We start from the raw sequence: 26006 nt of genomic DNA, 5'->3' as shown, positions 1-26006 counted from the left end.
CCATGTGCCCCGAGACTTTCCTCCGGGTGCTGGGACCCAAGCCGTACCGGGTCGCCTACGTGCAGCCCAGCCGCCGTCCGGCGGACGGCCGATACGGCGACAATCCCAATCGTCTCTACAAGCACTCGCAGCTTCAGGTGATCCTGAAGCCCTCCCCCGACGACATCATCGAACAGTACCTCGGCAGCCTCGAAGCCATCGGCATCGATCTGCGGGAGCACGATATCAAGTTCGAAGAGGACAACTGGGAGTCGCCCACGCTCGGCGCCTGGGGCCTGGGCTGGGAGGTCTGGCTCAACGGCATGGAAGTGACCCAGTTCACCTACTTCCAGCAGGCCGGCGGGCTGGAGTGCCGCCCGGTGACCGGCGAGATCACCTACGGCCTCGAGCGCCTGGCGATGTACCTGCAGAACGTGGACAACGTCTACGACCTGATCTGGACGCAAGGCCCGCACGGCACGGTCACCTACGGCGACGTGTTCCACCAGAACGAGGTCGAGCAGAGCACCTACAACTTCGAGCACGCCAACGTGCCGGAGCTGCTGCGCTGGTTCGACGTCTGCGAGGCGACCGCCAACCAGCTGATCTCCGCCGGCCTGCCGCTGCCGGCCTACGAGCAGGTGATGAAGGCCAGCCACACGTTCAACCTGCTCGACGCAAGGCGCGCGATCAGCGTGACCGAACGCCAGCGCTACATCCTGCGCGTGCGCACGCTTTCGCGCGCCGTCGCCGAGTCCTACGTGGCGCAGCGCGAAAAGCTCGGCTTTCCCGGCCTGAAGAACGTCAAGAAGGAGCAGGCCGCATGAGCGCCGCCAAGTCGCTGTTGATCGAACTGGGCACCGAGGAGCTGCCACCCAGGGCGCTCGACGAACTCTCGCAGTCGTTCCTGGACGGGGTGCTGCAGGGCCTTTCCCGCCGCGGCATCGATGGTGCGCTGGACGAGGCGCGCGCCTACTGCACGCCCCGGCGGCTGGCCGTCCATGTGCCGGCGGTTGCAGGCACGCAGCCGGAGCAGCACGTCGAACGCCGCGGCCCGGCAGTGAACGCCGCGCTGGATGCGCAGGGCCAGCCGTCCAAGGCGCTGACCGGCTTCGCGCAGTCCTGCGGCGTGGAGGTTTCGCAGCTGGAGAAGCTGGAAACCGACAAGGGCGCGTGGTTCGTGTTTCGCGCGGTCAGGCCGGGCCAGCCACTGGCCGCACTGTTGCCGGAGATCGTCGAGGAGGCGCTCAAGGGCCTGCCGATCCCGCGCCCGATGCGCTGGGCCGACCACGACTACGCCTTCGTGCGACCGGCTCACTGGCTGGTGATGCTGCACGGTGCCGACATCATCGACGGCGAAGTGCTCGGCCTGAAGAGCGGGCGCAAGTCGCGCGGCCACCGCTTCATGCATCCGAACCCCGTGCACGTGACCGATGCCGACGGCTGGCTGGACGCGTTGCGCGCGGCCAAGGTGCTGGCCGATCCGCGCGAACGGCGCGAACGCATCCGCGCCGAAGTCGCACGCGTCGCCACGCAGACCGGCGGCGAGCCGCGCCTGGACGAGTCCCTGCTCGATGAAATCGCCAACCTGACCGAATGGCCCGCCGCGATCGCCTGCGCGTTCGAGCGGGAGTTCCTGGCGGTGCCGCCCGAGGCGCTGGTCACCACCATGGAAACCAACCAGAAGTTCGTGCCGGTGTTCGACGCGTCCGGCACGCTCACCGAGCACTTCATCGGTGTCGCCAACATCGAGTCGAAAGACCCGACCGAGATCCGCAAGGGCTACGAGCGGGTGATCCGTCCGCGTTTCGCCGACGCCAAGTTCTTCTGGGACGAGGACCTCAAGACGCCGCTGGCGAGCTACCAGGAGTCGCTGAAGAGCGTCACCTACCAGCAGGCGCTGGGCAGCCTGTGGGACAAGAGCGTGCGCGTGGCCGAGCTCTCGCGCGTCATCGCCAGCCGCGTGGGCGTCGACGCCGGTGCGGCGACCCGGGCCGCCTCGTTGTCCAAGTGCGACCTGCTGACACGCATGGTCGGCGAATTCCCCGAGCTGCAAGGCGTGATGGGCCGCTACTACGCACAGCGCCAGGATGAGGGCGCGGCGGTGGCGCAGGCGCTGGACAGCTACTACCAGCCACGCTTCGCCGGCGATGCCATCGCGGCCGACCCGGTGGGTCAGGTGCTCGCGGTAGCGGAGCGACTGGATACGCTCGCCGGTATCTTCGCCGTCGGCATGAAGCCCAGCGGCAACAAGGATCCTTTCGCGCTGCGTCGTGCCGCATTGGGGCTGGCCCGCACGCTGGTCGAGGCCGGCCTGGAACTGGACCTGCGCGCCAGCTTCGCCGAGGCGCTGGAGTTGCTGCCCGATGCGGCACTCGCCGCCGGCCTCAAGCCCGGCAAGGACGGCAAACCGCCCGCGTTCGATGCCGGCGCGCGCCGCGCTGCGCTGCTTGGGGAGCTGGCGGAGTTCGTGTTCGACCGCCTGCGCGGCTACTACGCCGAGCTCGGGTTCACCCCGGAGCAGTTCGAGGCGGTGCTGGCAGTAGTGCCGGCCACGCTGCCGGACTTCGATCGCCGACTGCGCGCGGTGGCGGAATTCGGCCGCCGCCCGGAAGCGGCAAGCCTGGCCGCCGCCAACAAGCGGGTGGCGAACATTCTGCGCAAGGCCGAGGAAGAGACGGGGGTGGCACCCGGCGGAGCCGTCGACCCGGCCTGCTTCGAATCGCCTGCCGAGCACGACCTGGCCAGCGCGCTGGACGCCGCCCTGGCGGACACCGCCGGGCCCCGCGCCAACGGCGACTACACCGCCGTGCTCACGCGCCTTGCCCAGTTGCAGGCGCCGGTGGACGCGTTCTTCGATGGCGTGCTGGTCAATGCCGAGGACGCTCGCGTGCGTGCCAACCGCCTGGCCCTGCTGGCCAGCCTGAAGGCGCAGTTCGCGACGGTCGCCGACATCGCACGGCTGTAAGTACGGCGGCGCTCAGTGTGGCCCGCCGCACCGACTGAAACGTTCTCCCGTGGCCGGCGCGACGACGTCGGCCCCAAGGTCGATCAGGCGCTGGCCCGTCCGATCCGCTCGGCCAACTGCCGGTTGAAGCTCAGCATCGCGTCGGTATCCACGCGCATGCCGCCCGGACCCACGGCCTCGTAAAGCTTGGCCAGCAGGTCGCTGTGGTCGGCCAGCGAAAGCCGCTGCCCGGTCAATTCCAGTTCCGACTGCAGGATGCGCATCGCGGCGTTCAGGCGTTGCGTGTCCATACCGGCGCCCTGAATCTCCAGGACATGGCCGGTTGCGCCGTCCATGCGCGTGCGTGGCCGCTGGGTCGTGTCGCTGGTGGTCTGCTCGTCGAAGCCGGACTGGTCCACGTCCGCAAGGATCGCGCCTTCGCCCGCGACCAGCCACACCAGCGAAATGCCCAGGGTGCGCGCAAGGGTCACGCAGCGTGCACGCGACGGATCGGTGTTGCCGTCGCGCCAGCTGCGCACCACGCCCTCGGAGAAGCCGCACATGCGGGCGATCTCGGTGGCGCTGCCGACGCGCTGGATGAGCAGCTTGATGCGATCTGCAAAGGAGCCGGAGCTTTCCGGTTGGAGCGGGGGCGGTGCGAGGTTCATGGGCTTTTCCTGGCGTCAGGAAGCGACACTGGCAGCCGCCGACCGGAAGCCGCCTTGCGCCATCCTATCGCGTGGTGCTTACCGCGAGCTTTGGCTTGCCCGCTCCGGCCACGCCACCGGAACGGACCGCCGGGGCTGCCATCAGTCTGGCTTGACTTTTGCCCGGGGCCGATTTTTTCCGCTATGCTTGGAACTTCCCCCGCGGAAAACGTACGCGAGATGCCGTGCGGTTTCCGTGCATTCCCCAAGCAATTGCTTTCAATCGAATAGAGGTTTTCCCATGCGCAGGATGGTCTGGTCGCTGATGTCGGTAGCTGCGCTGGCACTGGCTGGCTGCAACGGCTCCAACGCGCCCGAGCAGGGCAACGGCGATACCGCCGCCACCGCGGCGAAGGCGAACTCGGTCAGCGGCACGATCACCGTGCGCGGCGAAAGCGCCGTCTCGCCCGACGCCAAGCTGGTGGTCAACCTGGTGGACGTGTCCTCGACCGACCAGGCCGGCGCCGCGCCGTTGGCCAGCAAGACCATCGCTCCGGTGCAGTTCCCGCAGTCGTTCGAGCTCACCTTCAATCCGGCCGACGTCAATCCGGCCGACCTGTACGTGGTCAAGGCCGACCTGACCGACGGCGAGCGCCACTACAAGATGGCGCTGCAGGCGCCGGTGCTGACCAAGGGCGCGCCCAGCCAGGTGTCGATCGAGCTGGTGCCCGAACAGACCCCGGGCGAGAAGGAGCTGGCCGACTTCCAGGCGGTGCAGAAGCAGATCGGCGGCATGAAGATCAGCAACGGCACCAAGCTGGAGAAGGACGTCTCGCGCGCCTGGCAGGTGTTCCGCCAGAACGGCCAGGTGCAGTTCATCCGCGCCCGCGCCGACTACGGCGACAAGGGCTTCACCAGCACCGACTACGCCTACAAGGACGGCAAGCCGTGGGTGGTGGTGCAGCAGAAGAAGGCCAGCCAGGACGCCAAGCCCAGTTCGACCGAGCGCGCCGGCTGGGACAAGGACGGCAACCTGGTGCTCAAGCAGGCGGTGTCCGGCAGCAAGACCGAATCGCTGAGCGACGACGAGGCCGCGAGCCTGAAGAACCAGGCCGAGAACATCCTGAACCTGGCCACGGGCGGCAAGGGCAAGTAAGCCTGTCGCCTGACGCGGACGTCCAGCCATCTGGATGTCCAGCCGTAAAAAAAGCCGCCCTTTCGGGGCGGCTTTTTTATGTGGGAGCGACCAGCCTCAGAAGCCGATCTTGACGCCGAGGTTCACGCTGTCGTCCCGCTGGTTGTCGTCGCTGAAGCGACCGTGGTAGCCGAACCAGCCGGTGACGTTCGTGCTGAACTGGGCGGACAGGCCCACGTCGGCGCTCGCCCAGGTCCTGTCCGGGACGTAACCGGTCAGTGCAAAAGTGCCCGGCATGCTGACCAGCCCGGCCCGGACCTGGCGTGCATCGGCCTTGTCGTCGTGGTTCCAGGCCACTTCGACGAACGGCATCAACATGGCGCCACCGGCCTGCCACTGGCCTTGCAGGCGCCAACCGAGCGTCTCGATCAAGGCGTCGCGCTGCTGGGCGCCGAACCACATCGCGGTGCTGTCGTTACCGGCCTCGGTGTAGCCGTCGATCCTGACCGACTGCCATTCGAGATGGGCGAACGGACCGGTCTTCAGGCCGCCGGTGCCGAACCACCAGCCACCCTCCACGCCACCGCCCAGGTGCGAGCCGTCGGCCTTGCCGCCTTCGGTACGCAGCGCCTGGGCCAGCTGGATGCGTCGGTGGACGTCGCTGAAGTTGGACTGGCCGAAGCTGCCGAAGGCACCCAGGTAGCCGCCACCGTTGTGGTACAGCGCATAGCCCAGCCCCGAGATTTCCTGCAGCTTGTAACCGCCCATGCCGCCGGCGAAGTCGGCGTTGTGCTGGCCCAGCCCCAACGCCACGCCGATCGAGAGATGCTCGCCGGCACGCGCATCGGCACCCAGCGTCAGGTTCACGTCGTTGCTGCTGGCCTTCGGCGAGCTGCCGGTCGCATCGAAGCGCTGGCGGCCGTAGTCGACACTGGCGAAGACGCGGGTGTCACTGCCCTGGCCATCGGCCAGCATCTGGTTGCGGATCGCGCGGTACTGGGCAGCCGACGCCGCCAGCGGGGCCTCGCCCAGCAGCGAGATTTGCCCTGGCGCCAGAATCTCCGACACCACGTACTGCGCCAGCATCGCATGGGCGCCGGTGGTCGGATGCACGCCATCGGCGAACAGATAGGTCTGGTCGGTGCCGGCTGCGTACGAGAACGGCAGGCCGGAGCCGGCCGGGCCACACTGCGACGAGCTGCCATTGCACGCCGGCGCGGTGACATTGCTGAAGCCGAACGCCGCGGGGTTGGCGACCACCTCATTGATCAGCGCGTAGGTGTTGACCGGGATGATGTTCAGGCCGCCTTCGCTCAGCTGGCCAAGACCTGCTTCGAGAACGCCGTTGTATACGACCGCCAGGCCAGTGGCGCCGGCCTGTGCCGCGGTGCCTTGTGCCGCCGCCGCCGGTGTCTTGCCCAGGTCGGGCAGGTTGTAGACCACAACGTAGCGGGCGCCGGCCTGTTGCAGTCCCCCCAGCATTTGCAGTTCTGTCTGCGCCGCCAGCCCCATGCCATTGGCGAGCGCCACGGCATCGGAGGTCGTCTGGCTCAGTTGCAGAAAGTCGTTGCCGCCGCCCCATACCTGATAAAGGGCATTGGGATCGGCGGCGCCGCCGTTGGCTGCCAGATACATGCCCATCTGCTGCGGCAGCGTCGGCACGCCTGCCGCGAAGTTGTACACCACGCCAGCGCCACCGAATGCGTAATCGGTACCGCCGGCGAGCGAGGGCGCCAGCGTGAAGCCAAGAGCGGCCGCGACGTCCTCGGCGGCGGTGGTACCAGGGTTGGTGGTGAACCTCAGCGGCGTCGGCGAGCCTTGGGCGAGCGACGCATTGCCGGCATCACTTAGGCTGTCGCCGAACACGACGACCTGGCTGAAGTCGGTGGCGGCGGCAGCACTACTGAACAACAGGCCGGCCAGGATGGCGCCGGCGAGACGGCTGGGACGGGGCATGTGCAACGCTCCTAGGGCCGGAATTGGCCTCGTTATTTGCGCGTTACGGTAATGCAGTCCATACGGAAGCGCATGCTGCGGCGCATCGCGCCCGCGGAGCCTTCCGGGGGCGCGCGAACTGCATCCGTTGCGGCAGGTCAGCGCTTGCCCTGGCGGGCGCGCAGCAGCGCTTCGGCGAAGGCGTTGTTGGCCGGTGGGGCCGCGGGCTTGGGAGCGGTTGCACCACGCGGCGGGCGGCCGTTCCGGTTGTCGGTGCCGGACGGACGAGCGCCGCGCTCCTGGCCCGGTTCGTCATCCAGGCGCATGGACAGGCCGATGCGCTGGCGCGGCAGGTCCACTTCCATCACCTTGACCTTGACGATGTCGCCGGCCTTGACCGCGTCGCGCGGGTCCTTGACGAAGCTGTGCGACAACGCCGAGACGTGCACCAGACCGTCCTGGTGCACACCGATGTCCACGAAGGCGCCGAAGGCGGCGACGTTGGTGACGCGCCCTTCCAGGATCATGCCGGGGCGCAGGTCCTTCAGGTCCTCCACGCCCTCTGCGAAGCTCGGCGCGACGAACTCCGGGCGCGGGTCGCGACCCGGCTTTTCGAGCTCCTTGAGGATGTCGCGGACGGTCGGCACGCCGAACTTCTCGTCGGTGAACTGCTCGGCCTTGAGCCCCCGCAGGAAGCCGGTGTCGCCGATGATGCTGCGCACCTCGCGGCCGCACTGCGCAATGATCCGCTCGACCACCGGGTAGGCTTCCGGATGCACCGCGCTGGCGTCCAGCGGGTTGTCGCCGTTGGGCACGCGCAGGAAGCCGGCACACTGCTCGAAGGCCTTGTCGCCGAGGCGCGGAACCTTGAGCAGTGCCTTGCGGTTGGCGAACGGGCCGTTGGCATCGCGATGCTTGACCACGTTCTCCGCGACGCTGGCGGACAGGCCGGCCACGCGCGAGAGCAGCGCCGCCGAGGCGGTGTTGACGTCCACGCCGACGGCGTTAACGCAGTCCTCGACCCGGGCGTCCAGCGCGCGCGCCAGCTTCACCTGGTTGACGTCGTGCTGGTACTGGCCCACGCCGATCGCCTTGGGCTCGATCTTCACCAGCTCAGCCAGTGGATCCTGCAGGCGGCGCGCGATGGAGACGGCGCCGCGCAGGCTCACGTCCAGGTCCGGGAATTCCTTCGCAGCGGTTTCCGAGGCCGAGTAGACGGACGCGCCGGCTTCGCTCACGACTACCTTGGAAAGCTTGTGCTCCGGGTGGCTCTTCGCCAGCCCCTTGATCAGCTCGCCCGCCAGCTTGTCGGTCTCGCGCGAGGCGGTACCGTTGCCGATCGCGATCAGGTCGACGCCGTGCTTCTGGCACAGGCGGGCCAGCGCCGCCAGCGACTCGTTCCACTGGCGGCGTGGCTCGTGCGGGTAGATCGTCTCGGTGGCCAGCAGCTTGCCGGTCGGATCGACCACCGCCACCTTGACCCCGGTGCGGATGCCCGGGTCCAGGCCCATCACCGTCTTCGCACCGGCGGGAGCGGCCAGCATCAGGTCCTTGAGGTTTTCACCGAACACCCGGATCGCCTCGTCCTCGGCGCCTTCGCGCACGCGGCCGAACAGGTCGAGCGTCAGGTGCAGGTGCAGCTTCACGCGCCAGGTCAGGCGCACTGTCTCGCGCAACCAGGCATCGGCGGGGCGGCCGCGGTCGACGATGCCGGCGCGGGCGGCGACACGGCCTTCGCCTTCCAGGTGGCCCTGCTCGGCGTCCAGCGCCGGCTGCAGTTCCAGTTCGATCACGCCCTCGTTGCGTGCGCGCATCAGCGCCAGCAGGCGATGCGACGGGATCTTGCCGATCGGCTCGATGTGGTCGAAGTAGTCGCGGAACTTGGCCCCTTCGTTTTCCTTGCCCTCGACCACCTTCGCGCGGATCTGCCCCTTGTCCCACAGCCAGTCGCGCAGCTCGCCGACCAGTTGGGCGTCTTCGGCGATGGTCTCCATCAGGATCGCGCGCGCACCGTCGAGCGCGGCGCGCACGTCGGCCACGCCCTTGTCGGCATCGACGAACGATGCGGCGAGCGTTTCGGGGGTGAGCGTGGGGTCCTCGCGCAGGCGGGTCGCCAGTGGCTCCAGGCCTGCCTCGCGGGCGATCTGCGCCTTGGTGCGGCGCTTGGGCTTGTACGGCAGGTAAAGGTCTTCCAGGCGCGCCTTGGTGTCGGCCGCCAGGATGTCGTTCTTCAGCGCATCGGTCAGCTTGCCCTGTTCCTCGACGCTGGCCAGGATCGCGCCTCGGCGTTCCTCCAGCTCGCGCAGGTAGCGCAGGCGCTCCTCGAGCAGGCGCAGCTGGGTGTCGTCCAGACCGCCGGTGGCTTCCTTGCGGTAGCGGGCGATGAAGGGCACGGTGGCGCCTTCGTCGAGCAGGCCCACCGCCGCGCGCACCTGGTCGGGCTTGGCGGCGATGTCCTGGGCAATGCGGTGTTCGATGCTGAGCATGTGATCGACGACTTCGTGGTGCAGGGAGCCGTCGATCATAGCAACCGAAGCGCCCGGCATAACGCGGGGCCCGGGTCCGCCCGGCGGAGCGCTACGCGTGGAAGGAGCGGTCGTCGCGCCGTGCCCGGTTCGCGAACTCGCCGGCGCGGCCGTTGAGTACCAGCGTGTTGGCGAGCATGTCGTGCAGGCCCTGCTTGCGCCGCGTCCAGCCGATCATCAGGAAACCGATCGCCAGGATCATCCAGCTCAGCATCTTGGCCGCGTAGCGACCCAGCGCGCGCCAGAAACCGATGCGCCGGCCCTCCAGGTCGGTCACCCGAATGCCCATGGCCAGCTTGCCCACGGTCGCCTGCCAGGCCGAGCTTTCGCAGATGGCGAAGTAGAGCCAGACCAGTACGGCGGTGAGCGCCACGCCCGCGCGCATGCTCTCGTAGTACTGGCCGTAGGCGGCCATCGCCAGGTTGAGGTCGGTCCCCGCCGCCAGCATCGCCTGCTGCAGTTTCGCCTGGGCTGCCTCGTTGCCGAAGGCGTTCATGATCAGCATCTGCGGGATGTACAGCACGATCACGTCCAGGATGTAGGCGACCAGCCGCTTCCAGAAGCCGGCGTAATCCTCCAGCGTGGCGGTGGTGGTCCCCGGCGGCGGCACCGGGCCACTGGCCGGGCCCAGTGGCGGCGGCGTCGGCGCGAGTGCGTCGGGGAACAGCACCGACAGCGGTTGCCAGTCGGCGAGGCCCTCGTACCAGCCCAGGTCGCCGGCGGCGAGCTGGCCGCTGCGCAGCCACTGGCGCACGTCGTCCTCCTTGTAGGGACCATGGCGCTGGCCGTCGCGGCCGATCCAGATTTCCATCCACGTACTCCGCAAACGTCGATTCGGCCGATGATGCCACGGGCCATCGGACACTGCCCCCTCTCCCCTCCGGGGAGGAGCAATCGGTCATTCTGGCGGGAAGCACCCCACGTCCCCGGCGGCTCATCCTTCCGGACAGCACAGGGGCGAGCCCGGTGCTCTCCCGGAGGGGTGGGCAAAGACGACCTCAGGCGCGGCGCTTGAGGTGCACCAGCAGCAGCGAGATGGCGGCGGGCGTCACGCCGCTGATCCGTGCAGCCTGGCCGATCGTGGCCGGCTGCGTGCGTTTGAGTTTCAGCAGCACCTCGGCGGAAAGACCGCGCACCTTGTCGTAGTCGAAGCCGTCCGGAATGCCGGTGCACTCGTGCCGGCGCTGGCGCTCGATCTCCTCGCGCTGGCGGTCCAGGTAGCCGGCGTACTTCGCCTGCACTTCGACCTGTGCGGCGACGTCTTCGCGCTCCACGGCGGGGCCCAGCTCGGTGACCGCGGTGAGCTTGCCGTAGTCGAGCTCGGGGCGGCGCAGCAGGTCCAGCGCACTGGTCTCACGGCTGACCGCGATGCCGAGCTGGCGCTCGATCGCCGCGCCCAGGGCGTTGGTCGGCGCGGCCCACAGCGAGGAAAGCCGCTGCGTCTCCCGTTCGACCGCCTCGCGCTTGGCGCGCAAGGCGTCGAAGCGCGCCTGCGGCACCACGCCGAGCGCAAAGCCCTGCGTGGTCAGGCGCAGGTCGGCGTTGTCCTCGCGCAGGTGCAGCCGGTATTCGGCGCGCGAGGTGAACATGCGGTAGGGCTCGAGCGTGCCGTTGCTGGTCAGGTCGTCGATCAGCACGCCGATGTAGGCTTCGTCGCGGCGCGGGTACCAGGGGGCCTCGCCGCGGGCCATGCGCGCGGCGTTGAGGCCGGCGACGAGGCCCTGCGCGGCGGCTTCCTCGTAGCCGGTGGTGCCGTTGATCTGGCCGGCGAAGTACAGCCCGCCGATGGCCCTGGTCTCGAGCCACGGGTGCAGGCCGCGCGGATCGAAGTAGTCGTACTCGATCGCGTAGCCGGGACGGGTGATGTGCGCCTGCCCGAAGCCGGCGATCGAGCGCACCAGCTCGAGCTGCACGTCGAACGGCAGCGAGGTGGAGATGCCGTTGGGATAGATCTCCAGGCTGTCCAGCCCTTCCGGCTCGATGAAGATCTGGTGCGAGTCCTTGTCGGCGAAGCGCACCACCTTGTCCTCGATCGAAGGGCAGTAGCGCGGGCCGACGCCTTCGATCTGGCCGCTGAACAGCGGCGAGCGGTCCAGTGCGCCGCGGATGATCTCGTGCGTGCGTTCGCTGGTGTGGGTGATCCAGCAACTGACCTGACGCGGGTGCTCCCCGCGCGAGCCCAGGTAGGAGAACACCGGCGCCGGATCGTCGCCGGGCTGCTCCTGCAGCCCGGTGAAGTCGATGCTGCGCAGGTCGATGCGTGGCGGCGTGCCGGTCTTCAGCCGGTCCGCCGCCACCGGCAGTTCGCGCAGGCGCCGGGCCAGCGTGCCGGCCGGCGGGTCGCCCGCGCGACCACCGGCGTACTGCGCCGGTCCGATATGGATCTTGCCCGCCAGGAAGGTGCCGGCGGTGAGCACCACCGCCCCGGCGCGGAAGGTCACGCCCATCTGCGTGACCACGCCGGCGGCGCGGCCACCTTCGATCAGCAGATCGTCGACCGCCTGCTGGAACAGCTCCAGGTGCGGTTGCGACTCGACCATCCGCCGGATCGCCGTCCGGTACAACGCGCGGTCGGCCTGGCAGCGCGTGGCGCGCACGGCCGGCCCTTTGGAGGCATTGAGCGTGCGCCACTGGATGCCGGCGCGGTCGGCGGCCCGGGCCATGGCCCCGCCCAGCGCGTCGATCTCCTTCACCAGGTGGCCCTTGCCGATCCCGCCGATGGCGGGGTTGCAGCTCATCGCGCCGACGGTTTCCAGGTTGTGGGTCAGCAGCAGCGTGCGCGCACCGCAGCGGGCGGCAGCCAGCGCCGCCTCGGTGCCGGCATGGCCGCCGCCGACCACGATGACGTCGTAGCGGGTTGGATGGATCATCGGAAAGGCGCGCGGCGCGGATGGAAGCGGATCGACCCGTATGGTAGCGCCTCGGCAGCCCGCTTCGTGCAAAAACAAGAGCTTGGCACGAATGCTGCTTTACCTTTCATGCACTTTCCATGGGCAGACGCTGCGCGAACCCGCGCGCCGAGGCCGGGCAGACAGGGGCCCGACCGCGTACCAGGAGAGGAAGCATGACGGCGCCGCTGGGGTTTCCCACGGCGCCGTCGCCTTTTCCGGCCCCGCAAAAACCAAGCCCCGCCAGTGGCGGGGCTTGGTCGTGCTTAGATCTGGCGCCCGGCGGTCTCAGGAACAGGGGGAATCCAGGATGACCGTGTTGCCGGGCGCCAGAAACCGGAAAGTCGCGGGCGCCGTCGCGATCCGTCGCGACTGCGGAAAGGATATTCCCAGTACGGCCGTGAATAAAAAGTGACTAATTCCGGCTTTTTTTTGTAAGGCAGCTGACGCTCAGCGTCAGCCCGCGGGGCAGGGCCAGTGCCGACCGTGATGGTGGTCACGCTCTGGCACGGGCATTGCAGAGTCCGCTTTACCGACCCCATCCCACGTTGGCCATGAACAACGTTCTCGACTTCCACCCTGTCTACCCGCGCCACGACCTGATGATCGAGATCGGCAAGGTGCAGATGGCGATCGAACACCTGTCGGCGCGCAGCGAGCAGGAGCGCCAGCAGCTGCGCCCGCGCCTCGAATCGCACATGGTCCGCCTGCGCAACGCGCTGAACCAGCTGGCCGCCTGACGCGGCGGCGGTACCCGGCCGCGCGCCACTGGACGCGGCGACCTGGGCCGTGTGGCACGCAAGCCGCAGGCCCCGGGAAGCTGAGCCGCCGCTCAGCCCTTGAGCATGTTGCCGACGATCTCGGCCAGGTTGCGCGAGAGGCGCTTGCCGGCCAATCCCGCCACCGCCGCGCGGGCCTGTTCGCGGCGCGCCGGCTCCAGCCGCTGCCAGCCGTTGAAGGCGGTCGCCAGCCGCGCCGCGACCTGCGGGTTGAGCGCATCCAGTTCGACCAGCCGCGCCGCCAGGAACCGGTAGCCTTCGCCATCGACGCGGTGGAACCCGCTCGGGTTGCCGCGCGCCCAGGTGCCCAGTAGCGCCTGCACCCGGTTGGGGTTCTTCAAGGTGAACCTGGGATCGGCCTCCAGTGCGCGCACGCGTGCCAGTGCCGGCTCGCCCGGGATTTGCGCCTGCACCGCGAACCACTTGTCCAGCGCCAGTGCGTTGTCGGCATGGCGCGCCCGGTAGCGGGCCAACGCCTCGGCCGCCTGCGGCGCGCCGCTGCGGACCAGCACGGCAAGCCCGGCGAGGCGATCGGTCATCGTCACGGCGCGGTCGAACTGCGCGGCGGCGAAGGCCTGCGCGGTGGGCGCGTCCAGCAGGGCCAGCAACTCCAGCACGCGACGCTTGAGCCGGCGCTGCGCCTGGCTGCCGGCATCCAGCGCGTCGCTGGCCCCGGCGGCCAAGGCGCGATAGCGGTCGGCCAGCACGGGGGCGCCGATGCGCGCGGCAAGCTCGCGCTGCAACGTCTGGCGCAGCGCATGGATGCGGGACGGATCCACGTCGGTCTCGCGCTCGGCCAGCTCCACCTCCCCCGGCGGGGTGAGCAGATCGGCCAGCAGCGCCGGGTCCAGCGCGGCCTGGTCGAACAGTCCGGCAAGCGTGTCGCCCCAGACCACCAGCGCTTCGTGCCCGCGGCCGTCGCGCAACTCGGCGTAGGCGCGCCAGGCCAGCTGCTGGGCCGCTTCCCACCGGTTGAAGCCGTCGCTGTCATGGGTCAACAGCAGCGCCAGCTCAGCCGGCGCGTAGGCATAGTCCAGGATCACCGGCGCCGAGAAGCCGCGCAGCAGCGAGGGCACCGGTGCGCGTGCGATGCCGGGGAAGACGAACGACTGCTCGTCCTGGTCGAGCACCACCACCTGCTCGGTCGCGCCTTCGTGCAGCGGCAGCATGCAACCGTCCGGGTCGAACAGTGCGAGCTTGACCGGGATCGGCAGCGGCTGCTTGTCCGGCTGGCCCGGCGTGGGCGGCGTGAGCTGGCGCAGGGTCAGCGTGTAGGAGCCGGTGGCAGCGTCGTAGCGGCCCTCGCCCGACAGCCGTGGCGTGCCGGCCTGGCCGTACCAGGCGAGGTAGGGCGACAGGTCGATGCCGTTGGCCATGCCCAGCGCGGCGAGGAAATCCTCCAGCGTGGCGGCGTGGCCGTCGTTGCGCTCGAAATACAGGTCCATGCCCCGGCGGAAACCGGCCGGCCCCAGCCGCCCGGCGAGCATGCGCACCAGCTCCGAGCCCTTCTCGTACACCGTGGCGGTGTAGAAATTGTTGATCTCGCTGTATTGCGAGGGCCGCACCGGGTGGGCCAGCGGGCCGGCGTCCTCGGGAAACTGCGCCCGGCGCAGCAGCGCGACGTCGTCGATGCGCTTGAGCGCGGGCGAGTTCATGTCCGCCGAGAACTGCTGCTCGCGGAACACGGTCAGGCCTTCCTTCAGCGACAGCTGGAACCAGTCGCGGCAGGTCACGCGGTTGCCGCTCCAGTTGTGGAAGTACTCGTGGCCGATCACCGCCTCTACCGCGCGGTACTCGTCGTCGGTGGTGGTATCGGGGTCGGCCAGCAGGTACTTGGCGTTGAAGATGTTGAGTCCCTTGTTCTCCATCGCGCCCATGTTGAAGTCGTGCGTGGCGACGACGTGGAACACGTCCAGGTCGTAGCTGCGCCCGTAGGCCTGCTCGTCCCAGCGCATGGCCCGCTCGAGCGCGTCCATTGCGTAGCCGCAGCAGTCGATCACGTCGGGCTCGGCCCAGATCACCAGCTGCACGTCGCGGCCGTCGGCGGTGCGGTAGCCGCGCTCGATCTTCGACAACCGGCCGGCGACCAGCGCGAACAGATAGCAGGGCTTGGGGTACGGATCGACGAAGCGTGCCCAGTGGCGTCCGTCCGGCAGCTCGCCGGCGCCATCCGGGTTGCCGCCGGCCAGCAGCACCGGGAAGCGCGCGCGGTCGGCGCGCAGCGTGACGGTGTAGCGCGCGAGCACGTCCGGACGGTCGGGAAAAAAGGTGATATGGCGGAAGCCCTCGGCCTCGCACTGGGTGAGCAGGAAGCCGTGCTCGCGCGAGCCGGACAGGTACAGTCCCTCCAGCGCCGTGTTGGCCGCCGGCTGCACGCGCACGCGGGTCTCCAGCACGCTGCCGTCGCGAACGCCGTCGATCTCCAACACGTTGTCGCCATAGCGGTACGCCTGCGCTTCCAGCGGCTGGCCGTCCAGTGCGATGGCGACCAGTTCCAGGCCCTCGCCGTCCAGCCGCAACGGCGCATCCTGCGCCGGATCGCGACGCAGGTGCAGGCGCGCGCGCACCTCGCTGCTGTCGATGCCCAGGTCGAATTCGAGCTCGATCTGGTCGACCGTCCAGGCCGGCGGGCGGTAATCGTCAAGGCGGATGGGCGAAGGAGTCTGGTCGTCGCGCGCAGTCATGGGGGAGAAGCCGCAGGGGGAAGGCTCAGGCTAACATGCGACGCTTTCGCGGCCGGATCGGACATGGGTGCTTTCGAGGTCGCCATCGAACGGCTGGAAACGCAGCCGGTGGTGGTATTGGACGACGTTGCGCGTGGTCGCCGCGTGCGCATCGCGAGGCACGGCGCCTGTGTGCTGGGCATCGAGGCGACGGTGCGCGGCCAGCGCATGGAACTGGCCGACGGCTATCACGACGCGGGCGAGCTGCTCGCCCGTCCGGGCTCGCGCTTCGCCGTGCTGGCGCCCTTCGCCAACCGCGTGGCCGATGCGCGGTACCGCTTCGACGGGATCGACCACGACCTCCTGCCGGAGGCGGCCGGTCCGGCGCGCGCCAGCCGCCACGGTTTCGTGCGCGACGCCGACTTCGTCCTCGCCGCGCTGGATGCCGGCCAGCAGGCGGCCAGCGTGCTGCTGGCCACGCACATGCCACCGCAGCCGGGTTACCCGTTCGCGCTCGACCTGGCGATCCGCTACACGCTGGCCGCCGACGGCCTCACGCTGGAAACGACCCTGTGCAACGTCGGCGGAGAGGCGGCCCCGGCCTTCGCGGGCTGGCACCCGTACTTTCGCGTCGGTCAGGCCACGCTGGACGGGTGGGAGCTCTCCATTCCGGCGACCTGCGTGATCCGGACCGATGCGGACTTCATCCCGCTGGCAGGCAAGGCGGCTTACCAGCCGCTGGCGCAAGCGCCCACGCTCGACTTCCGCCGGCCGCGCGCGGTCGGCTCGCTCGAACTCAACCACACCTACGCCGGCTTGCAGGCTGACGCCGATGGTCGCGTGCGTTCGCGGCTGCGCGATCCGGCCGGCGGGCTCGGCCTGGCCGTATGGCAGGAGTACGGCGTGCTGCTCGCCTTCACCGGCGACACGCTGGCGCGCGGCGCGCGCCGGTCGCTCGCGCTCGAGCCGATGGCAAGCCTGCCCGACGCCTTCAACCGGCCCGACTGCGCCGAGGCCATCCGACTTGAACCCGGTGCCGCACGTACGTTCCGCTGCGGCGTGGAGATCGATACGCCATGACAGCCCTGCCCACCTTCGACCAGATCCAGGACGCCGCCGCCCGCATTGCGCCGCACGCGCGGGTGACGCCGGTCCTGCGCAGCGATGTGCTCGATGCGCTGACCGGCGCGCGGCTGCACTTCAAGTGCGAGAACCTGCAGCGCGGCGGCGCATTCAAGTTCCGCGGCGCCTGCAACGCGGTATGGGCGCTGGACGAGGCGGCCGCCGCGCGCGGTGTGGTCACGCATTCGTCCGGCAACCACGGCAATGCGCTGGCGCTGGCGGCGGCGACGCGCGGCATCCGCGCCCACGTGGTGGTGCCCGAGGGCGCGGTGCGCGCGAAGCTGGAAGCGATCGAGCGCGCCGGCGCCGTGCTGCACCGCTGCGCTCCGACCCAGGCCGCGCGCGAGGCGACCACCGCGCAGCTGGTGCAGGACACCGGTGCGGTACTGGTGCATCCGTATGCCGATACGCAGGTGATGGCGGGCCAGGGCACCATCGCGCTGGAACTGCTGGCGCAGGTGCCGGATCTCGATGCGATCGTCACGCCGGTCGGCGGCGGTGGGCTCGCCTCGGGTGTGGCCATCGCCGCACATGCGCTGCGGCCCGGGCTCTCGCTCCACGCGGCGGAACCGGCCGGTGCGGACGATGCCGCGCGTTCCCTTGCCCGCGGCGAGCGGGTCACCGACGTGGTGCCGGATACCGTGTGCGACGGCCTGCGCGCGCTGGTCGGCAAGCCCAACCTCGCCGCATTGGGTCGATACCGCGTCGATGTGCTCACGGTGACGGATGAGGAGACCATCGCCGCGATGCGCCTGCTGTGGCAGGAGCTCAAGCAGGTCGTGGAAGTCTCCAGCGCCACCGCATTCGCGGCCATCCTGAAAACCCGTGAACGCTTTGCCGGTCGCCGCGTCGGCGTCGTGCTGACCGGCGGCAACGTCGACATCGACGCGCTGCCCTGGTAGCCATCTACCCGCGTGCGCGGCGCGGGCCGATGCCGACCACGGCCGCCAGTCCCGCGAGCACCAGCGCGACGCCCAGCCACTCCATCGCATCGGGCCGTTCGTCGAGGATCAGCCAGGCCAGCAGCACGCTGACCACCGGTACGCCCAGGCTGGACAGGCTGGCCAGCGTGGTGGGCAGGCGCTTGAGCACCACCAGCCACAAGCCCCAGGCCACGCTGGAGGCCATCACCGCGCTATAGGCCAGCGCGCCGGCGAAGGCCCAGTTCCACCCGATCGGCCGTGACGGCACCAGCAGTGCCACCGCGCCCAGCGCCAGCGCACCGATGAGCATCTGCCAGCTGGTCAGCGACAGCGCCGATACCGCGTGGCGCTGGAACAGCCGCTTGCTGAGCACCGTGCCGGCCGCCCACGCGGCACCGCCGGCCAGCGCCAGCGCGGTGCTGAGCGGACTGCCCAGGCCCTGCCATGGTTCGAGGATGCACAGCAGTCCTGCCGCCGCCAGCGCCAGCCCGAGCCAGTGCCGCGCCGCGGGCGTCTCGCCCAGCAGCGGCCAGGCCAGCAGCACCGACCAGAACGGCATGCTGTAGGCCAGCAGCGCCACGTGCCCGGCACCGCCGCCGACCAGCGCCCACTGCTCCAGCCCCTGGAACGCCGCCGTCTGGCACAGGCCGATCAGCACCATCGGCCCGAACGGTGGCGGGCGCAGCGACTGGCGGCTCACCCCCAGCGCGGCGAACAGCACCATGGCGCCGAACAGGTAGCGCAGCGCGGCGAAGTCGAATGGGCCGGCCCAGTTCAGCGCCTGCTTCATCACCACCCAGCTGTAGGCCCAGATCAGGATGGTGCCGGCCAGCGCGGCCAGCGCGCCGCGCGGCGGTGGGGCGTTCGACATGACGGGATGCATGCGGGGAAAGTGCGCCAGTGTACGCTGCGCTGCTGCATTACAGTGGCGGCCCCGCCTTCACCGGAATCCCGCATGCACCGCTGCGCCTGGGCCACCGACGACCTGCTCTGCGCCTACCACGACACCGAGTGGGGCGCGCCGCTGCACGACGACCGCCTGTTGTTCGAATTCCTTTGCCTGGAAGGCGCGCAGGCCGGCCTGTCCTGGCGCACCGTGCTGGCCAAGCGCGAACGCTACCGCGAGGTCTTCCATGGTTTCGAGATCGCGCGCGTGGCAAGCATGACCGACCGCGAGCTGGAGCAGGTACTCACCGACCCGGGCATCATCCGCAACCGCCTGAAGGTGAGCGCCGCGCGCGACAACGCCCGCGCCGCGCTCGCCGCGATCGGCGCGCACGGCAGCCTGGATGCCTACCTGTGGGCATTCGTCGACGGCAAGCCGGTGCGCAACCGCTGGAAGACCAGCGCCGAGGTGCCGGCCACCACGGCGACCTCCGACCGCATGAGCAAGGCGCTGAAGAAGGACGGCTTCCGCTTCGTCGGCAGCACCATCTGCTATGCGCTGATGCAGGCCACCGGGATGGTCAACGACCACCTGGTCGGCTGCTTCCGCCACCGGGAGGTCTGAACTTCCGCCGGGCCACGCGCCTCGCCCTGCGCGGGAACCGTTCACCGCCACGTCACCCGGCGGCCGCTTGCATGACCGGCGGTATCCACGGACGAGACGCGTGTGGCCAGACTGCGCATCGGCATTTCCGGCTGGCGCTATCCGCCCTGGCGCGGGGTGTTCTATCCGGAGGACCTGCCGCAGCGGGCCGAACTGGCCTACGCCTCGCGCCAGGTCGGCAGCATCGAGCTCAACGGCTCGTTCTACAGCCTGCAGCGGCCCTCGAGCTACGCGGGCTGGAGCGCCGCTACGCCACGCGGCTTCGTGTTCGCGGTGAAGGGCCCGCGCTTCATCACCCACGTCAAGCGACTGCGTGACATCGACGGGCCGCTGGCCAACTTCCTCGCTTCGGGCGTGTTCGAGCTGGGTCCCAAGCTGGGGCCGATCCTGTGGCAGTGCCCGCCGAACCAGCGCTTCGACGAGGCGCTGTTCGACCGCTTCCTGGCTGCATTGCCGCGTGACACCGCGCAGGCCGCCGCGCGGGCCCGCCAGCATGACCACCGCCTGAAATACGGCGCCAGCGTCGCCCCTGACCGCAAGCGACGCCTGCGCCATGCGCTGGAAGTCCGCCACGAGAGCTTCATCTGCGAGGACTTCATCGCGCTGCTGCGCCGGCACAAGGTGGCGCTGGTGGTGGCCGACACCGCCGGGCGCTGGCCCTATCTGGAGGACGTCACCGCGGACTTCATGTACCTGCGCCTCCACGGCGACGAGAAGCTCTACACCAGCGGCTACAGCGACCGGGCGCTGGACCGTTGGGCCGTGCGGATACGCGCCTGGTCCGAGGGCGGCGAGCCGGCCGATGCCGTACGCGCGAGCTCGCGGCCGCGGCCGAAGCGCGCCAGTCGGGACGTGTACTGCTACTTCGACAACGACGCGAAAGTGCACGCGCCGTTCGACGCGAAGGCGCTGATGCGCAAGCTCGGCCTCTGATGCCGCGCTCGTGCGAGGCGCGGCCGCAGGCGTGCCACAGGGCCGAGGTGGCGCGGCGCACCCGGCGGGGCGTCAGGCCCTGCTCGCCGCCTTCGCCTCGTTCGCCTCGTTGCCCGGGTTCTCGTGCAGCAGCCGGCGCGTCACCCCGTTGGTCCAGCCAAAGCCGTCCTGCAGCGGATACTCGCCGCCGCCGCCGCCTTCGGCCTGCTCGCCGTTGTGCGTGATCACGTATTTCTCCACCAGCTTGCTGTCGCGCTTGTACAGGCAGCCGACGGTGCGCAGCCAGCGACAGGCGATGTCGTCGGCAAGGGCGATGCCGTACTGGCGCATGCCGCAGATCGCCATCCACTGCAGCGGTGCCCAGCCATTCGGCTTGTCCCATTGCTGGCCGCTGTCCAGCTCGCTGGTGCCCAGCCCGCCGTCGCGCAGCAGCCGGTCCTGCAGCGCGCGGGCGGTGCGCTGCGCCTGCTCCGCGTTGGCCAGGCCGACGAACAGCGGCGTGGCGGCCGCGCTGGTGAGCGCCTCGCGCGGCGCGGCTCGCTCCCAGTCGTAATCCAGGTAGGTGCCGGCGCGCTCGTTCCAGAGCAGCCGCTCGATCGCCGCCTTGCGCGCTTGCGCGCGACGCTCGAACTTCTCGGCCTGCCCGGTCTGGTCGATCGCCCGGTTCAGCACGCAGATCTGCCGCTCGAGTTTGTACAGGAAGCAGTTGAGGTCGACCGGCAGGATCGAGGTGGTGCGGATGCTCGAAAGATCGGCCCCGTCGCACCAGCGCGAGCTGAAATCCCAGCCGGAGGCGGCGCCCGCGCGCAGCTCGCGATACACGTGGTGCACCGGGCGCGAGGACTTGCGCGCGGTCAGCACGTCCTCGCGGTACGCCTCTTCGCGGGGCGAGTCGCGGTCGTCCCAGTAGCGGTTGAGGATGCTGCCGTCGTCCAGGCAGACGCAGTGGCGGCGCGTGTCGCCCGGACGCAACTCCTCGGCGCCGGACATCCAGTAGTTGTATTCCTTGCGCAGGCGCGGCAGGTATTCGATCGCCTTGCACACGCCGCGCTCCTCGAACAGCTCGACCATGAAGGCGAACACCGGCGGCTGCGAGCGGCTGAGGTAATAGGTGCGGTTGCCATTGGGGACATGGCCGTAGGTGTCGATCAGGTAGGCGAAGTTGTCCGCCATGGACGCCAGCAGGTCGTGCCGGCCACTTTCGTCCAGGCCGAGCATGGTGAAGTAGGAGTCCCAGTAGTACAGCTCGGCGAAGCGGCCGCCCGGCACCACGTAATCGTTCGGGAGCGGCAGGATCGAGGAGTTCGGCGGGTGCTGGCGCGGGCGCCGGGTGAGCACGTCCCACAGGCCGTCGATGTGCGCCTTCAGCGGTTGCCCGGGCGGTGACTTGTAATGGCTGGCGTGCACCTCCGGTGGCTCGAAGTGCGCGTGTACGAAGCCGGCGAGGTCGAAGCCCTCGTCGTCGCAGCGCGCGCGGTAGGCCTCCAGGATTTCCTCGGGGTCGGCGCGTGGCACGCAATCGACGAAGGTCTTGCTGTCGCTGAACACGCCACTCATCTGCACCGCGATGAACAGCTCCTGGTAGCGGTCGGCCGGCGTGAGCGTGTCCGCCCTGGCGACGCAGGCGGCCTTTTCCTCGTTCTTGCGCTTGGTCTGGTCGGTCATTGCTCGGAGTAGTTCCACAGCAGCCCGCCGTCGATGAACAGCGTGCTGCCGGTCATGTAGCTGGCGTCGTCGCCGCACAGGAAGGCCACCGCGCCGGCCACTTCCTCGGGCGAGCCCAGGCGCTGCAGCGGGATGTTCCGCCTGAGCGCCTTCATCAGGGCAGGGTCGCTCATCAGGTGCGCGTTGATCGGGGTCCGGATCGCACCGGGGGCGACGTTGTTGATGGTGATGCCGAGCGGCGCCAGCTCCACCGACAGGTCGCGCATCAGCATCCGCACGCCGCCCTTGCTGGCGCAGTAGCTGGCAAAGTGCGGAAAGGGCAGCTCCTCGTGCACCGAGCTGATGTTGACGATGCGCCCGCCCTCGCCCCGATCGCGCACGTGGCGGGCGAAGGCCTGGGTGAGGAAGAACACGCCCTTGAGGTTGACGTCGAGCACCAGGTCGTAATCGGCCTCGGTCACCTCGAGAAAGCCGGCGCGGCGCTCCACGCCCGCGTTGTTGACCAGGATGTCGACGCGGCCCATCTGCGCCACCGCCTCGGCGATCACGCGCCGGTCGTCCTCGACCTTGCCGACGTCGCCCGCGATCAGGCAGGCGCGCGCGCCGGCAGCCTGGACCTGCGCGAGGGTCTCGCGGGCACGGTCGTTGGCGATGCGATCCTCGATCACCACCGCGGCCCCTTCCTGCGCCAGCCGCAGCGCGATCGCGCGGCCGATGCCCTGCGCCGCACCGGTAACCAGCGCGACCTTGCCCTCGAGCCCCATCGCGGCTCCTGTGGAAGTGGATGAGGTCGCCCACCATAGGCCGGTGCCGGTGAAGATTGCGCTATCGGCGGGGCCCCGCCCCTGTCCATGCGCTACCGTGCGGCCACCAGTCGCGCACGGGTGGCGATGCCGGCCGGTCAGCGCCGGCGCGAGCCGCGCAGGCTGGACAGCGAGAAGGTGGCGATCTCGCCCTCGGGGGTGCGTCGCGCCTGGCCGGGCGGCGGGCCCCAGGCATGCGCGGTGACCACTTCCCAGGTGGCGGGAATCTGCCCGTCCACGCGCATCGCCTCGTAGGCGGCGAGCATGCCGCGGTAGTGCGACTTGCCGGTGAGGTGGCGTTCGCGCGCGCGGTCGGCGTGGGTGGCGCCCAGGCCCTGGAGCTCCTTCAGCAGCGCGCGCGGGTCGCTGTAGGTGAGCGTGTAGCGGTTTACGTCGAGCACCGGGTCGCGCAGGCCGGCGTTGATCATCGCGTCGCCCACGTCGTGCATGTCCAGGAAGCGGCTGACGTGGGAGTGCTGGTCCACCGCGGCCCAGGCGGCACGCAGTTCCTTCAGCGTGTCGGGGCCGAAGCTGGAGAAGGCGAGCAGTCCGCCGGGCCTGAGCACGCGCACACACTCGCCGAACAGCGCCGGCAGATCGTCGATCCACTGGAAGCAGAGGTTCGAGTGCAGCACATCCACGCTGCGGTCGGGCAGCGGCAGCGCGGTAGCCTCGCCGCAGACGCGCAGGAACGGGCGCAGCAGGCCCTGGTGCGCCCGCGCAGCGCGCAGCATCGGCACCGCCAGGTCCACCGCGATCACCTGCGCCTTCGGGTAGCGCTTCTTGAGCAGCGCGGTGCCGCGGCCGGTGCCGGCACCGACGTCGACCACCCGTTCGGGTGCTTGCAGATAGAAGTCCAGACGACCGAGCAGGTCCACCTGCACTTCGCGCTGCAGCACGTCGTGCCGCTCGTAGGTGGCGGCGGCGCGGCTGAAATTGCGCCGCACGCGGGCGCGGTCGAGATGGAAGGCGCTCATGCCGGGTGTTCCACGGAAGCGAGTAGGGGCAACAGGGCATCGGCCACGGCGCCGGCGTGGCCGATGAAGGGGGCGTGGCCGGCGTGCGGGATCTCCACGAAGCGACCGCCGCACTGGTCGGCTGCCCAGGCCATCGCGGCCGGCGGTACCAGGCGATCGCGCCGACCGGCGATCCACACACTCGGCACGGCCAGCCGCGGCAGGCGGGCGCGCAGGTCGCCGTGCTCGAGCAGGCCGATGCCTTCCTGCAGCACGCGCAGTTCCGGCTCGCCACGCGCGAACGCCTCTTCGCGCAGGCGACGCAGCTCGGCCTTGGGGTCGGCGCTACCCATGGCCTCCAGCGCCAGGAAGCGCTCGAGCGTGACGTGGTAATCGGTTTCCAGGTCCAGCGCGAGCTGGTGGACCAGGCTGGCGTCGCTGCCGTGCGGCCAGTCGGCGGCGCGCACGAACCTGGGCGTGGCGCAGAGCATGGCCAGGCCCTGCACGTGCGCCGGTATGTCCAGCGCGGCGGCGAGTGCGACCAGGCCGCCCAGCGACCAGCCCAGCCAGGGCGCCGGCGGCGTGGCCGCGGCGATGGCGCCGGCGACCGCGCGGGGTTCGAGTGGCAGGCCGCAGGCGCGCGAGTAGCCGTGGCCGGGGAGGTCGACCACGTACAGCGTGCACTGCGCGGCCAGCGCCTCGACCAGTGGCGCGAACACGCCGCCGTGCATGGCCCAGCCGTGCAGGAGCACCAGCGGTTGCGGGCCGTGGCCAAACTGGTCGATGTGCAGGGTCATGCCAGGCCCTTGGCGCCCTCTCCCTCTCGGGGAGAGGGCTGGGCTGAGGGGGTGGGGCTCGCGGGGGAATTTGTGGGTGCTGGAAGGCCCGATGCGGGCTCCGCGCAAGAACCGCCCCTCACCCCAGCCTCCCCGGCGGGGAGAGGGAGCTCGGTCGGCCGCAAGTCGCGATCCACCGCGCCCCGTCCGTCGAACACGAAGCAATTCCCTTCCCAGTGGCTGCCGTCGGTCTCCTCCAGATACTTGAGGATCCCGCCTTCGAGCTGCAGCACCTCGCCCAGCCCCAGTTCGGCCAGATACAGCGCAGCCTTTTCGCAGCGGATCCCGCCGGTGCAATAGGACACGACGGCCTTGCCCAGATAGCGCTCGCGATCGGCCAGCACCGCCGCGGGCAGCGCGGTGAAGCTCGGCAGCCGGTAATCGACGGCGCCGGCGAAGCGACCCACCTCGGTTTCGTAATCGTTGCGCGTATCCAGCAGCACGACCTCGCGCCCGGCATCGTCGTGCCCCTGGTCGAGCCAGCGCTTGAGCGTGCCGGCATCGACCGCCGGTGCGCGGCCCTGGTGCGGCGCGACAGGCGCGCGCAAGGTGATGATCTCGCGCTTGAGGCGCACGCGCAGGCGTCCGAACGGCACCTGCTCCGACAGCGACTCCTTCACCGGCAGGCCGGCGAAGCGCGCGTCCGCACGCAGCCCGGCGAGGAAATCGTCGATGGCGGCGCGCGAACCGGCGAGGAACAGGTTGATCCCCTCGGGCGCGAGCAGGATCGTGCCCTTGAGCCCCAGCGCCGCGGCGCGCCCATGCAGGGATTCGCGCAGCGCGGGGAGGTCCGCGAGCGGGACGAAGCGGTAGGCGGCGACGTTGACGATCATGGGAGCAGGGCGCGGCGGGCCGCCGATTATACCGGGGCGCCGGCATCGCCTCGCGGCAAGGCCGCCAGCGCATCGAGCAGGCGATCGACGTGCTCCTCTTCGTGCGCGGCGCTCAGCGTGATGCGCAGGCGTGCCTGGCCGGCCGGCACGGTGGGTGACCGGATCGCGGTCACCAGCAGGCCCTGGGCCTCCAGTGCGCGCGCCGCGGCGAGTGCGCGGGTGGCTTCGCCCAGCAGCAGCGGCTGGATCGGCGTATCCGAGGCAGCCAGCGGCAGGCCCAGTTGCGCGGCGCCGGTGCGAAAGCGCGCGATCAGCATGGCGAGCCTCTCGCGCCGCCAGTGCTCGGTGCGTGCGACCTGTACGGCGGCCAGCGCCGCCGCGGCCAGCGCCGGCGGCATGGCCGTGGTGTAGACGTAGCTGCGCGCGAACTGGGTCAGCCCCTCGATCAGCGCGGCGGAACCGGCGACGAAGGCGCCGTGGGCGCCCAGCGCCTTGCCCAGCGTGGCCATCAGCACCGGCACCTCGCGCGCGCCCAGGCCTGCCTCGGCGGCGCTGCCGGCGCCATCGGGCCCGAGCACGCCCAGGCCGTGCGCGTCGTCGACCATCAGCGTGGCGCCTTCGCGCCGGCACAACGCGGCAAGCTCGCGCAGCGGCGCGCGGTCGCCATCCATGCTGAAGACGCCATCGGTGGCGAGCAGCGCGGGTGCCTCCGGTGTGCTGCCCAGCTGGCGCGCCGCGGCCGCAGCGTCGCCATGCGGGTAGCGGCGCAGCGTGGCGCCCGCGAGCATGGCGCCGTCGAGCAGGCAGGCGTGGTTGAGCTTGTCCTGCACGCACAGGTCGCCACTGCCGAGCAGCGCCTGCATCACGCCCAGGTTGGCCATGTACCCG

At 70.1% G+C, this 26006-nt stretch carries 21 protein-coding genes; 8 read left to right on the top strand and 13 right to left on the bottom strand.

Annotation, left to right across the window (positions count from 1 at the left end; all coding sequences use genetic code 11):
- Window positions 1-806, top strand: an 806-nt coding sequence (glyQ, locus tag VFH59_RS13610) for a glycine--tRNA ligase subunit alpha (RefSeq protein WP_325165450.1), incomplete at its 5' end; no start/stop codon positions are given.
- The gene (gene glyS / locus VFH59_RS13605; RefSeq protein WP_325165449.1) at window positions 803-2947 is read left to right on the top strand and encodes a glycine--tRNA ligase subunit beta; all 2145 of its coding nucleotides are present in this window, start codon (window positions 803-805) and stop codon (window positions 2945-2947) included. The genes glyQ and glyS, both read left to right, overlap by 4 nt.
- Window positions 2948-3030: 83 nt before the next feature.
- Here glyS and VFH59_RS13600 read toward each other — a convergent pair whose 3' ends face one another.
- Window positions 3031-3594 (bottom strand): helix-turn-helix transcriptional regulator, encoded by a 564-nt coding sequence (locus VFH59_RS13600; RefSeq protein WP_325165448.1) that lies wholly within the window; start codon window positions 3592-3594, stop codon window positions 3031-3033.
- Window positions 3595-3874: 280 nt separating this feature from the next.
- Here VFH59_RS13600 and VFH59_RS13595 point away from each other — a divergent pair, with 280 nt between their 5' ends.
- Window positions 3875-4729 (top strand): DUF1481 domain-containing protein, encoded by an 855-nt coding sequence (locus VFH59_RS13595; protein ID WP_325165447.1) that lies wholly within the window; start codon window positions 3875-3877, stop codon window positions 4727-4729.
- Between the two features lie 96 nt (window positions 4730-4825).
- On the opposite strand, the gene VFH59_RS13590 is transcribed toward VFH59_RS13595, so the two are convergent.
- The 4 genes from VFH59_RS13590 to mnmG all read right to left on the bottom strand — a co-directional run bounded on the left by VFH59_RS13590 (window position 4826) and on the right by mnmG (window position 12038).
- Window positions 4826-6664, bottom strand: a complete 1839-nt coding sequence (locus tag VFH59_RS13590) for an autotransporter domain-containing protein (protein WP_325165446.1) — start codon at window positions 6662-6664, stop codon at window positions 4826-4828.
- Between the two features lie 137 nt (window positions 6665-6801).
- The gene (locus VFH59_RS13585) at window positions 6802-9129 is read right to left on the bottom strand and encodes a Tex family protein (protein WP_325165451.1); all 2328 of its coding nucleotides are present in this window, start codon (window positions 9127-9129) and stop codon (window positions 6802-6804) included.
- A gap of 91 nt (window positions 9130-9220) precedes the next feature.
- Window positions 9221-9979 (bottom strand): RDD family protein, encoded by a 759-nt coding sequence (locus tag VFH59_RS13580; protein WP_325165445.1) that lies wholly within the window; start codon window positions 9977-9979, stop codon window positions 9221-9223.
- 187 nt (window positions 9980-10166) lie between these two features.
- A complete protein-coding gene (gene mnmG / locus VFH59_RS13575; RefSeq protein WP_325165444.1) occupies window positions 10167-12038 on the bottom strand; it encodes a tRNA uridine-5-carboxymethylaminomethyl(34) synthesis enzyme MnmG in 1872 nt (623 codons plus the stop codon).
- Window positions 12039-12610: 572 nt separating this feature from the next.
- Here mnmG and VFH59_RS13570 point away from each other — a divergent pair.
- Window positions 12611-12796 (top strand): hypothetical protein, encoded by a 186-nt coding sequence (locus VFH59_RS13570; RefSeq protein ID WP_325165443.1) that lies wholly within the window; start codon window positions 12611-12613, stop codon window positions 12794-12796.
- Window positions 12797-12888: 92 nt separating this feature from the next.
- Here the strand turns inward: VFH59_RS13570 and pepN are convergent, their stop codons facing one another.
- Window positions 12889-15519, bottom strand: coding sequence for an aminopeptidase N (gene pepN / locus VFH59_RS13565; protein WP_325165442.1), 2631 nt, complete (start codon window positions 15517-15519; stop codon window positions 12889-12891).
- A 63-nt stretch (window positions 15520-15582) separates the two neighbouring features.
- Between pepN and VFH59_RS13560 the strand changes: the two genes are divergently transcribed.
- Both VFH59_RS13560 and VFH59_RS13555 read left to right on the top strand, forming a co-directional pair.
- Window positions 15583-16578, top strand: coding sequence for an aldose epimerase (locus VFH59_RS13560; RefSeq protein WP_325165441.1), 996 nt, complete (start codon window positions 15583-15585; stop codon window positions 16576-16578).
- A complete protein-coding gene (locus VFH59_RS13555; RefSeq protein WP_325165440.1) occupies window positions 16575-17522 on the top strand; it encodes a pyridoxal-phosphate dependent enzyme in 948 nt (315 codons plus the stop codon). The genes VFH59_RS13560 and VFH59_RS13555 overlap by 4 nt, the downstream gene beginning before the upstream one ends.
- A 4-nt stretch (window positions 17523-17526) precedes the next feature.
- Here VFH59_RS13555 and VFH59_RS13550 read toward each other — a convergent pair whose 3' ends face one another.
- Window positions 17527-18414, bottom strand: coding sequence for a DMT family transporter (locus tag VFH59_RS13550; protein ID WP_325165439.1), 888 nt, complete (start codon window positions 18412-18414; stop codon window positions 17527-17529).
- Window positions 18415-18498: 84 nt separating this feature from the next.
- Between VFH59_RS13550 and VFH59_RS13545 the strand changes: the two genes are divergently transcribed.
- Together VFH59_RS13545 and VFH59_RS13540 are read left to right on the top strand one after the other, a co-directional pair.
- Window positions 18499-19053: a DNA-3-methyladenine glycosylase I gene (locus VFH59_RS13545; protein WP_325165438.1), complete on the top strand. Its 555-nt coding sequence runs from the start codon at window positions 18499-18501 to the stop codon at window positions 19051-19053.
- A 102-nt stretch (window positions 19054-19155) separates the two neighbouring features.
- The gene (locus VFH59_RS13540) at window positions 19156-20025 is read left to right on the top strand and encodes a DUF72 domain-containing protein (protein WP_325165437.1); all 870 of its coding nucleotides are present in this window, start codon (window positions 19156-19158) and stop codon (window positions 20023-20025) included.
- A 72-nt stretch (window positions 20026-20097) separates the two neighbouring features.
- On the opposite strand, the gene treF is transcribed toward VFH59_RS13540, so the two are convergent.
- From treF to VFH59_RS13510, 6 genes are all read right to left on the bottom strand, one after another.
- On the bottom strand, window positions 20098-21690 hold the full coding sequence (gene treF, locus VFH59_RS13535; RefSeq protein WP_325165436.1) for an alpha,alpha-trehalase TreF: 1593 nt from the start codon (window positions 21688-21690) through the stop codon (window positions 20098-20100).
- The gene (locus tag VFH59_RS13530) at window positions 21687-22454 is read right to left on the bottom strand and encodes a glucose 1-dehydrogenase (RefSeq protein ID WP_325165435.1); all 768 of its coding nucleotides are present in this window, start codon (window positions 22452-22454) and stop codon (window positions 21687-21689) included. The genes treF and VFH59_RS13530 overlap by 4 nt, the downstream gene beginning before the upstream one ends.
- A gap of 137 nt (window positions 22455-22591) precedes the next feature.
- Complete coding sequence (gene bioC / locus VFH59_RS13525; RefSeq protein ID WP_325165434.1) at window positions 22592-23470, bottom strand: malonyl-ACP O-methyltransferase BioC; 879 nt, start codon at window positions 23468-23470, stop codon at window positions 22592-22594.
- A complete protein-coding gene (bioH, locus tag VFH59_RS13520) occupies window positions 23467-24246 on the bottom strand; it encodes a pimeloyl-ACP methyl ester esterase BioH (RefSeq protein ID WP_325165433.1) in 780 nt (259 codons plus the stop codon). The genes bioC and bioH overlap by 4 nt, the downstream gene beginning before the upstream one ends.
- On the bottom strand, window positions 24243-25118 hold the full coding sequence (locus tag VFH59_RS13515; protein ID WP_325165432.1) for a sulfurtransferase: 876 nt from the start codon (window positions 25116-25118) through the stop codon (window positions 24243-24245). Before VFH59_RS13515 ends, bioH begins: the two co-directional genes overlap by 4 nt.
- Window positions 25119-25144: 26 nt before the next feature.
- A partial coding sequence (locus tag VFH59_RS13510) for an aminotransferase class I/II-fold pyridoxal phosphate-dependent enzyme (protein ID WP_325165431.1) occupies window positions 25145-26006 on the bottom strand: 862 nt, incomplete at its 5' end.

Source organism: Frateuria sp. (genome assembly GCF_035695185.1).
Taxonomy (GTDB): Bacteria; Pseudomonadota; Gammaproteobacteria; order Xanthomonadales; family Rhodanobacteraceae; genus Frateuria_A.
This window is presented reverse-complemented; position numbering and strand designations above follow the sequence as displayed.

Excerpts from the sequence above, each read along its gene's own strand:
- VFH59_RS13585 (WP_325165451.1), bottom strand. The coding sequence starts at position 9,129 with ATGCTCAGCATCGAACACCGCATTGCCCAGGACATCGCCGCCAAGCCC.
- bioC (WP_325165434.1), bottom strand. The coding sequence starts at position 23,470 with ATGAGCGCCTTCCATCTCGACCGCGCCCGCGTGCGGCGCAATTTCAGC.
- VFH59_RS13530 (WP_325165435.1), bottom strand. The coding sequence starts at position 22,454 with ATGGGGCTCGAGGGCAAGGTCGCGCTGGTTACCGGTGCGGCGCAGGGC.
- VFH59_RS13555 (WP_325165440.1), top strand. The coding sequence starts at position 16,575 with ATGACAGCCCTGCCCACCTTCGACCAGATCCAGGACGCCGCCGCCCGC.
- VFH59_RS13550 (WP_325165439.1), bottom strand. The coding sequence starts at position 18,414 with ATGTCGAACGCCCCACCGCCGCGCGGCGCGCTGGCCGCGCTGGCCGGC.
- pepN (WP_325165442.1), bottom strand. The coding sequence starts at position 15,519 with ATGACTGCGCGCGACGACCAGACTCCTTCGCCCATCCGCCTTGACGAT.
- VFH59_RS13595 (WP_325165447.1), top strand. The coding sequence starts at position 3,875 with ATGCGCAGGATGGTCTGGTCGCTGATGTCGGTAGCTGCGCTGGCACTG.
- mnmG (WP_325165444.1), bottom strand. The coding sequence starts at position 12,038 with ATGATCCATCCAACCCGCTACGACGTCATCGTGGTCGGCGGCGGCCAT.
- VFH59_RS13580 (WP_325165445.1), bottom strand. The coding sequence starts at position 9,979 with ATGGAAATCTGGATCGGCCGCGACGGCCAGCGCCATGGTCCCTACAAG.
- bioH (WP_325165433.1), bottom strand. The coding sequence starts at position 24,246 with ATGACCCTGCACATCGACCAGTTTGGCCACGGCCCGCAACCGCTGGTG.
- VFH59_RS13560 (WP_325165441.1), top strand. The coding sequence starts at position 15,583 with ATGGGTGCTTTCGAGGTCGCCATCGAACGGCTGGAAACGCAGCCGGTG.
- VFH59_RS13545 (WP_325165438.1), top strand. The coding sequence starts at position 18,499 with ATGCACCGCTGCGCCTGGGCCACCGACGACCTGCTCTGCGCCTACCAC.
- VFH59_RS13590 (WP_325165446.1), bottom strand. The coding sequence starts at position 6,664 with ATGCCCCGTCCCAGCCGTCTCGCCGGCGCCATCCTGGCCGGCCTGTTG.
- glyS (WP_325165449.1), top strand. The coding sequence starts at position 803 with ATGAGCGCCGCCAAGTCGCTGTTGATCGAACTGGGCACCGAGGAGCTG.
- treF (WP_325165436.1), bottom strand. The coding sequence starts at position 21,690 with ATGACCGACCAGACCAAGCGCAAGAACGAGGAAAAGGCCGCCTGCGTC.
- VFH59_RS13600 (WP_325165448.1), bottom strand. The coding sequence starts at position 3,594 with ATGAACCTCGCACCGCCCCCGCTCCAACCGGAAAGCTCCGGCTCCTTT.
- VFH59_RS13515 (WP_325165432.1), bottom strand. The coding sequence starts at position 25,118 with ATGATCGTCAACGTCGCCGCCTACCGCTTCGTCCCGCTCGCGGACCTC.
- VFH59_RS13570 (WP_325165443.1), top strand. The coding sequence starts at position 12,611 with ATGAACAACGTTCTCGACTTCCACCCTGTCTACCCGCGCCACGACCTG.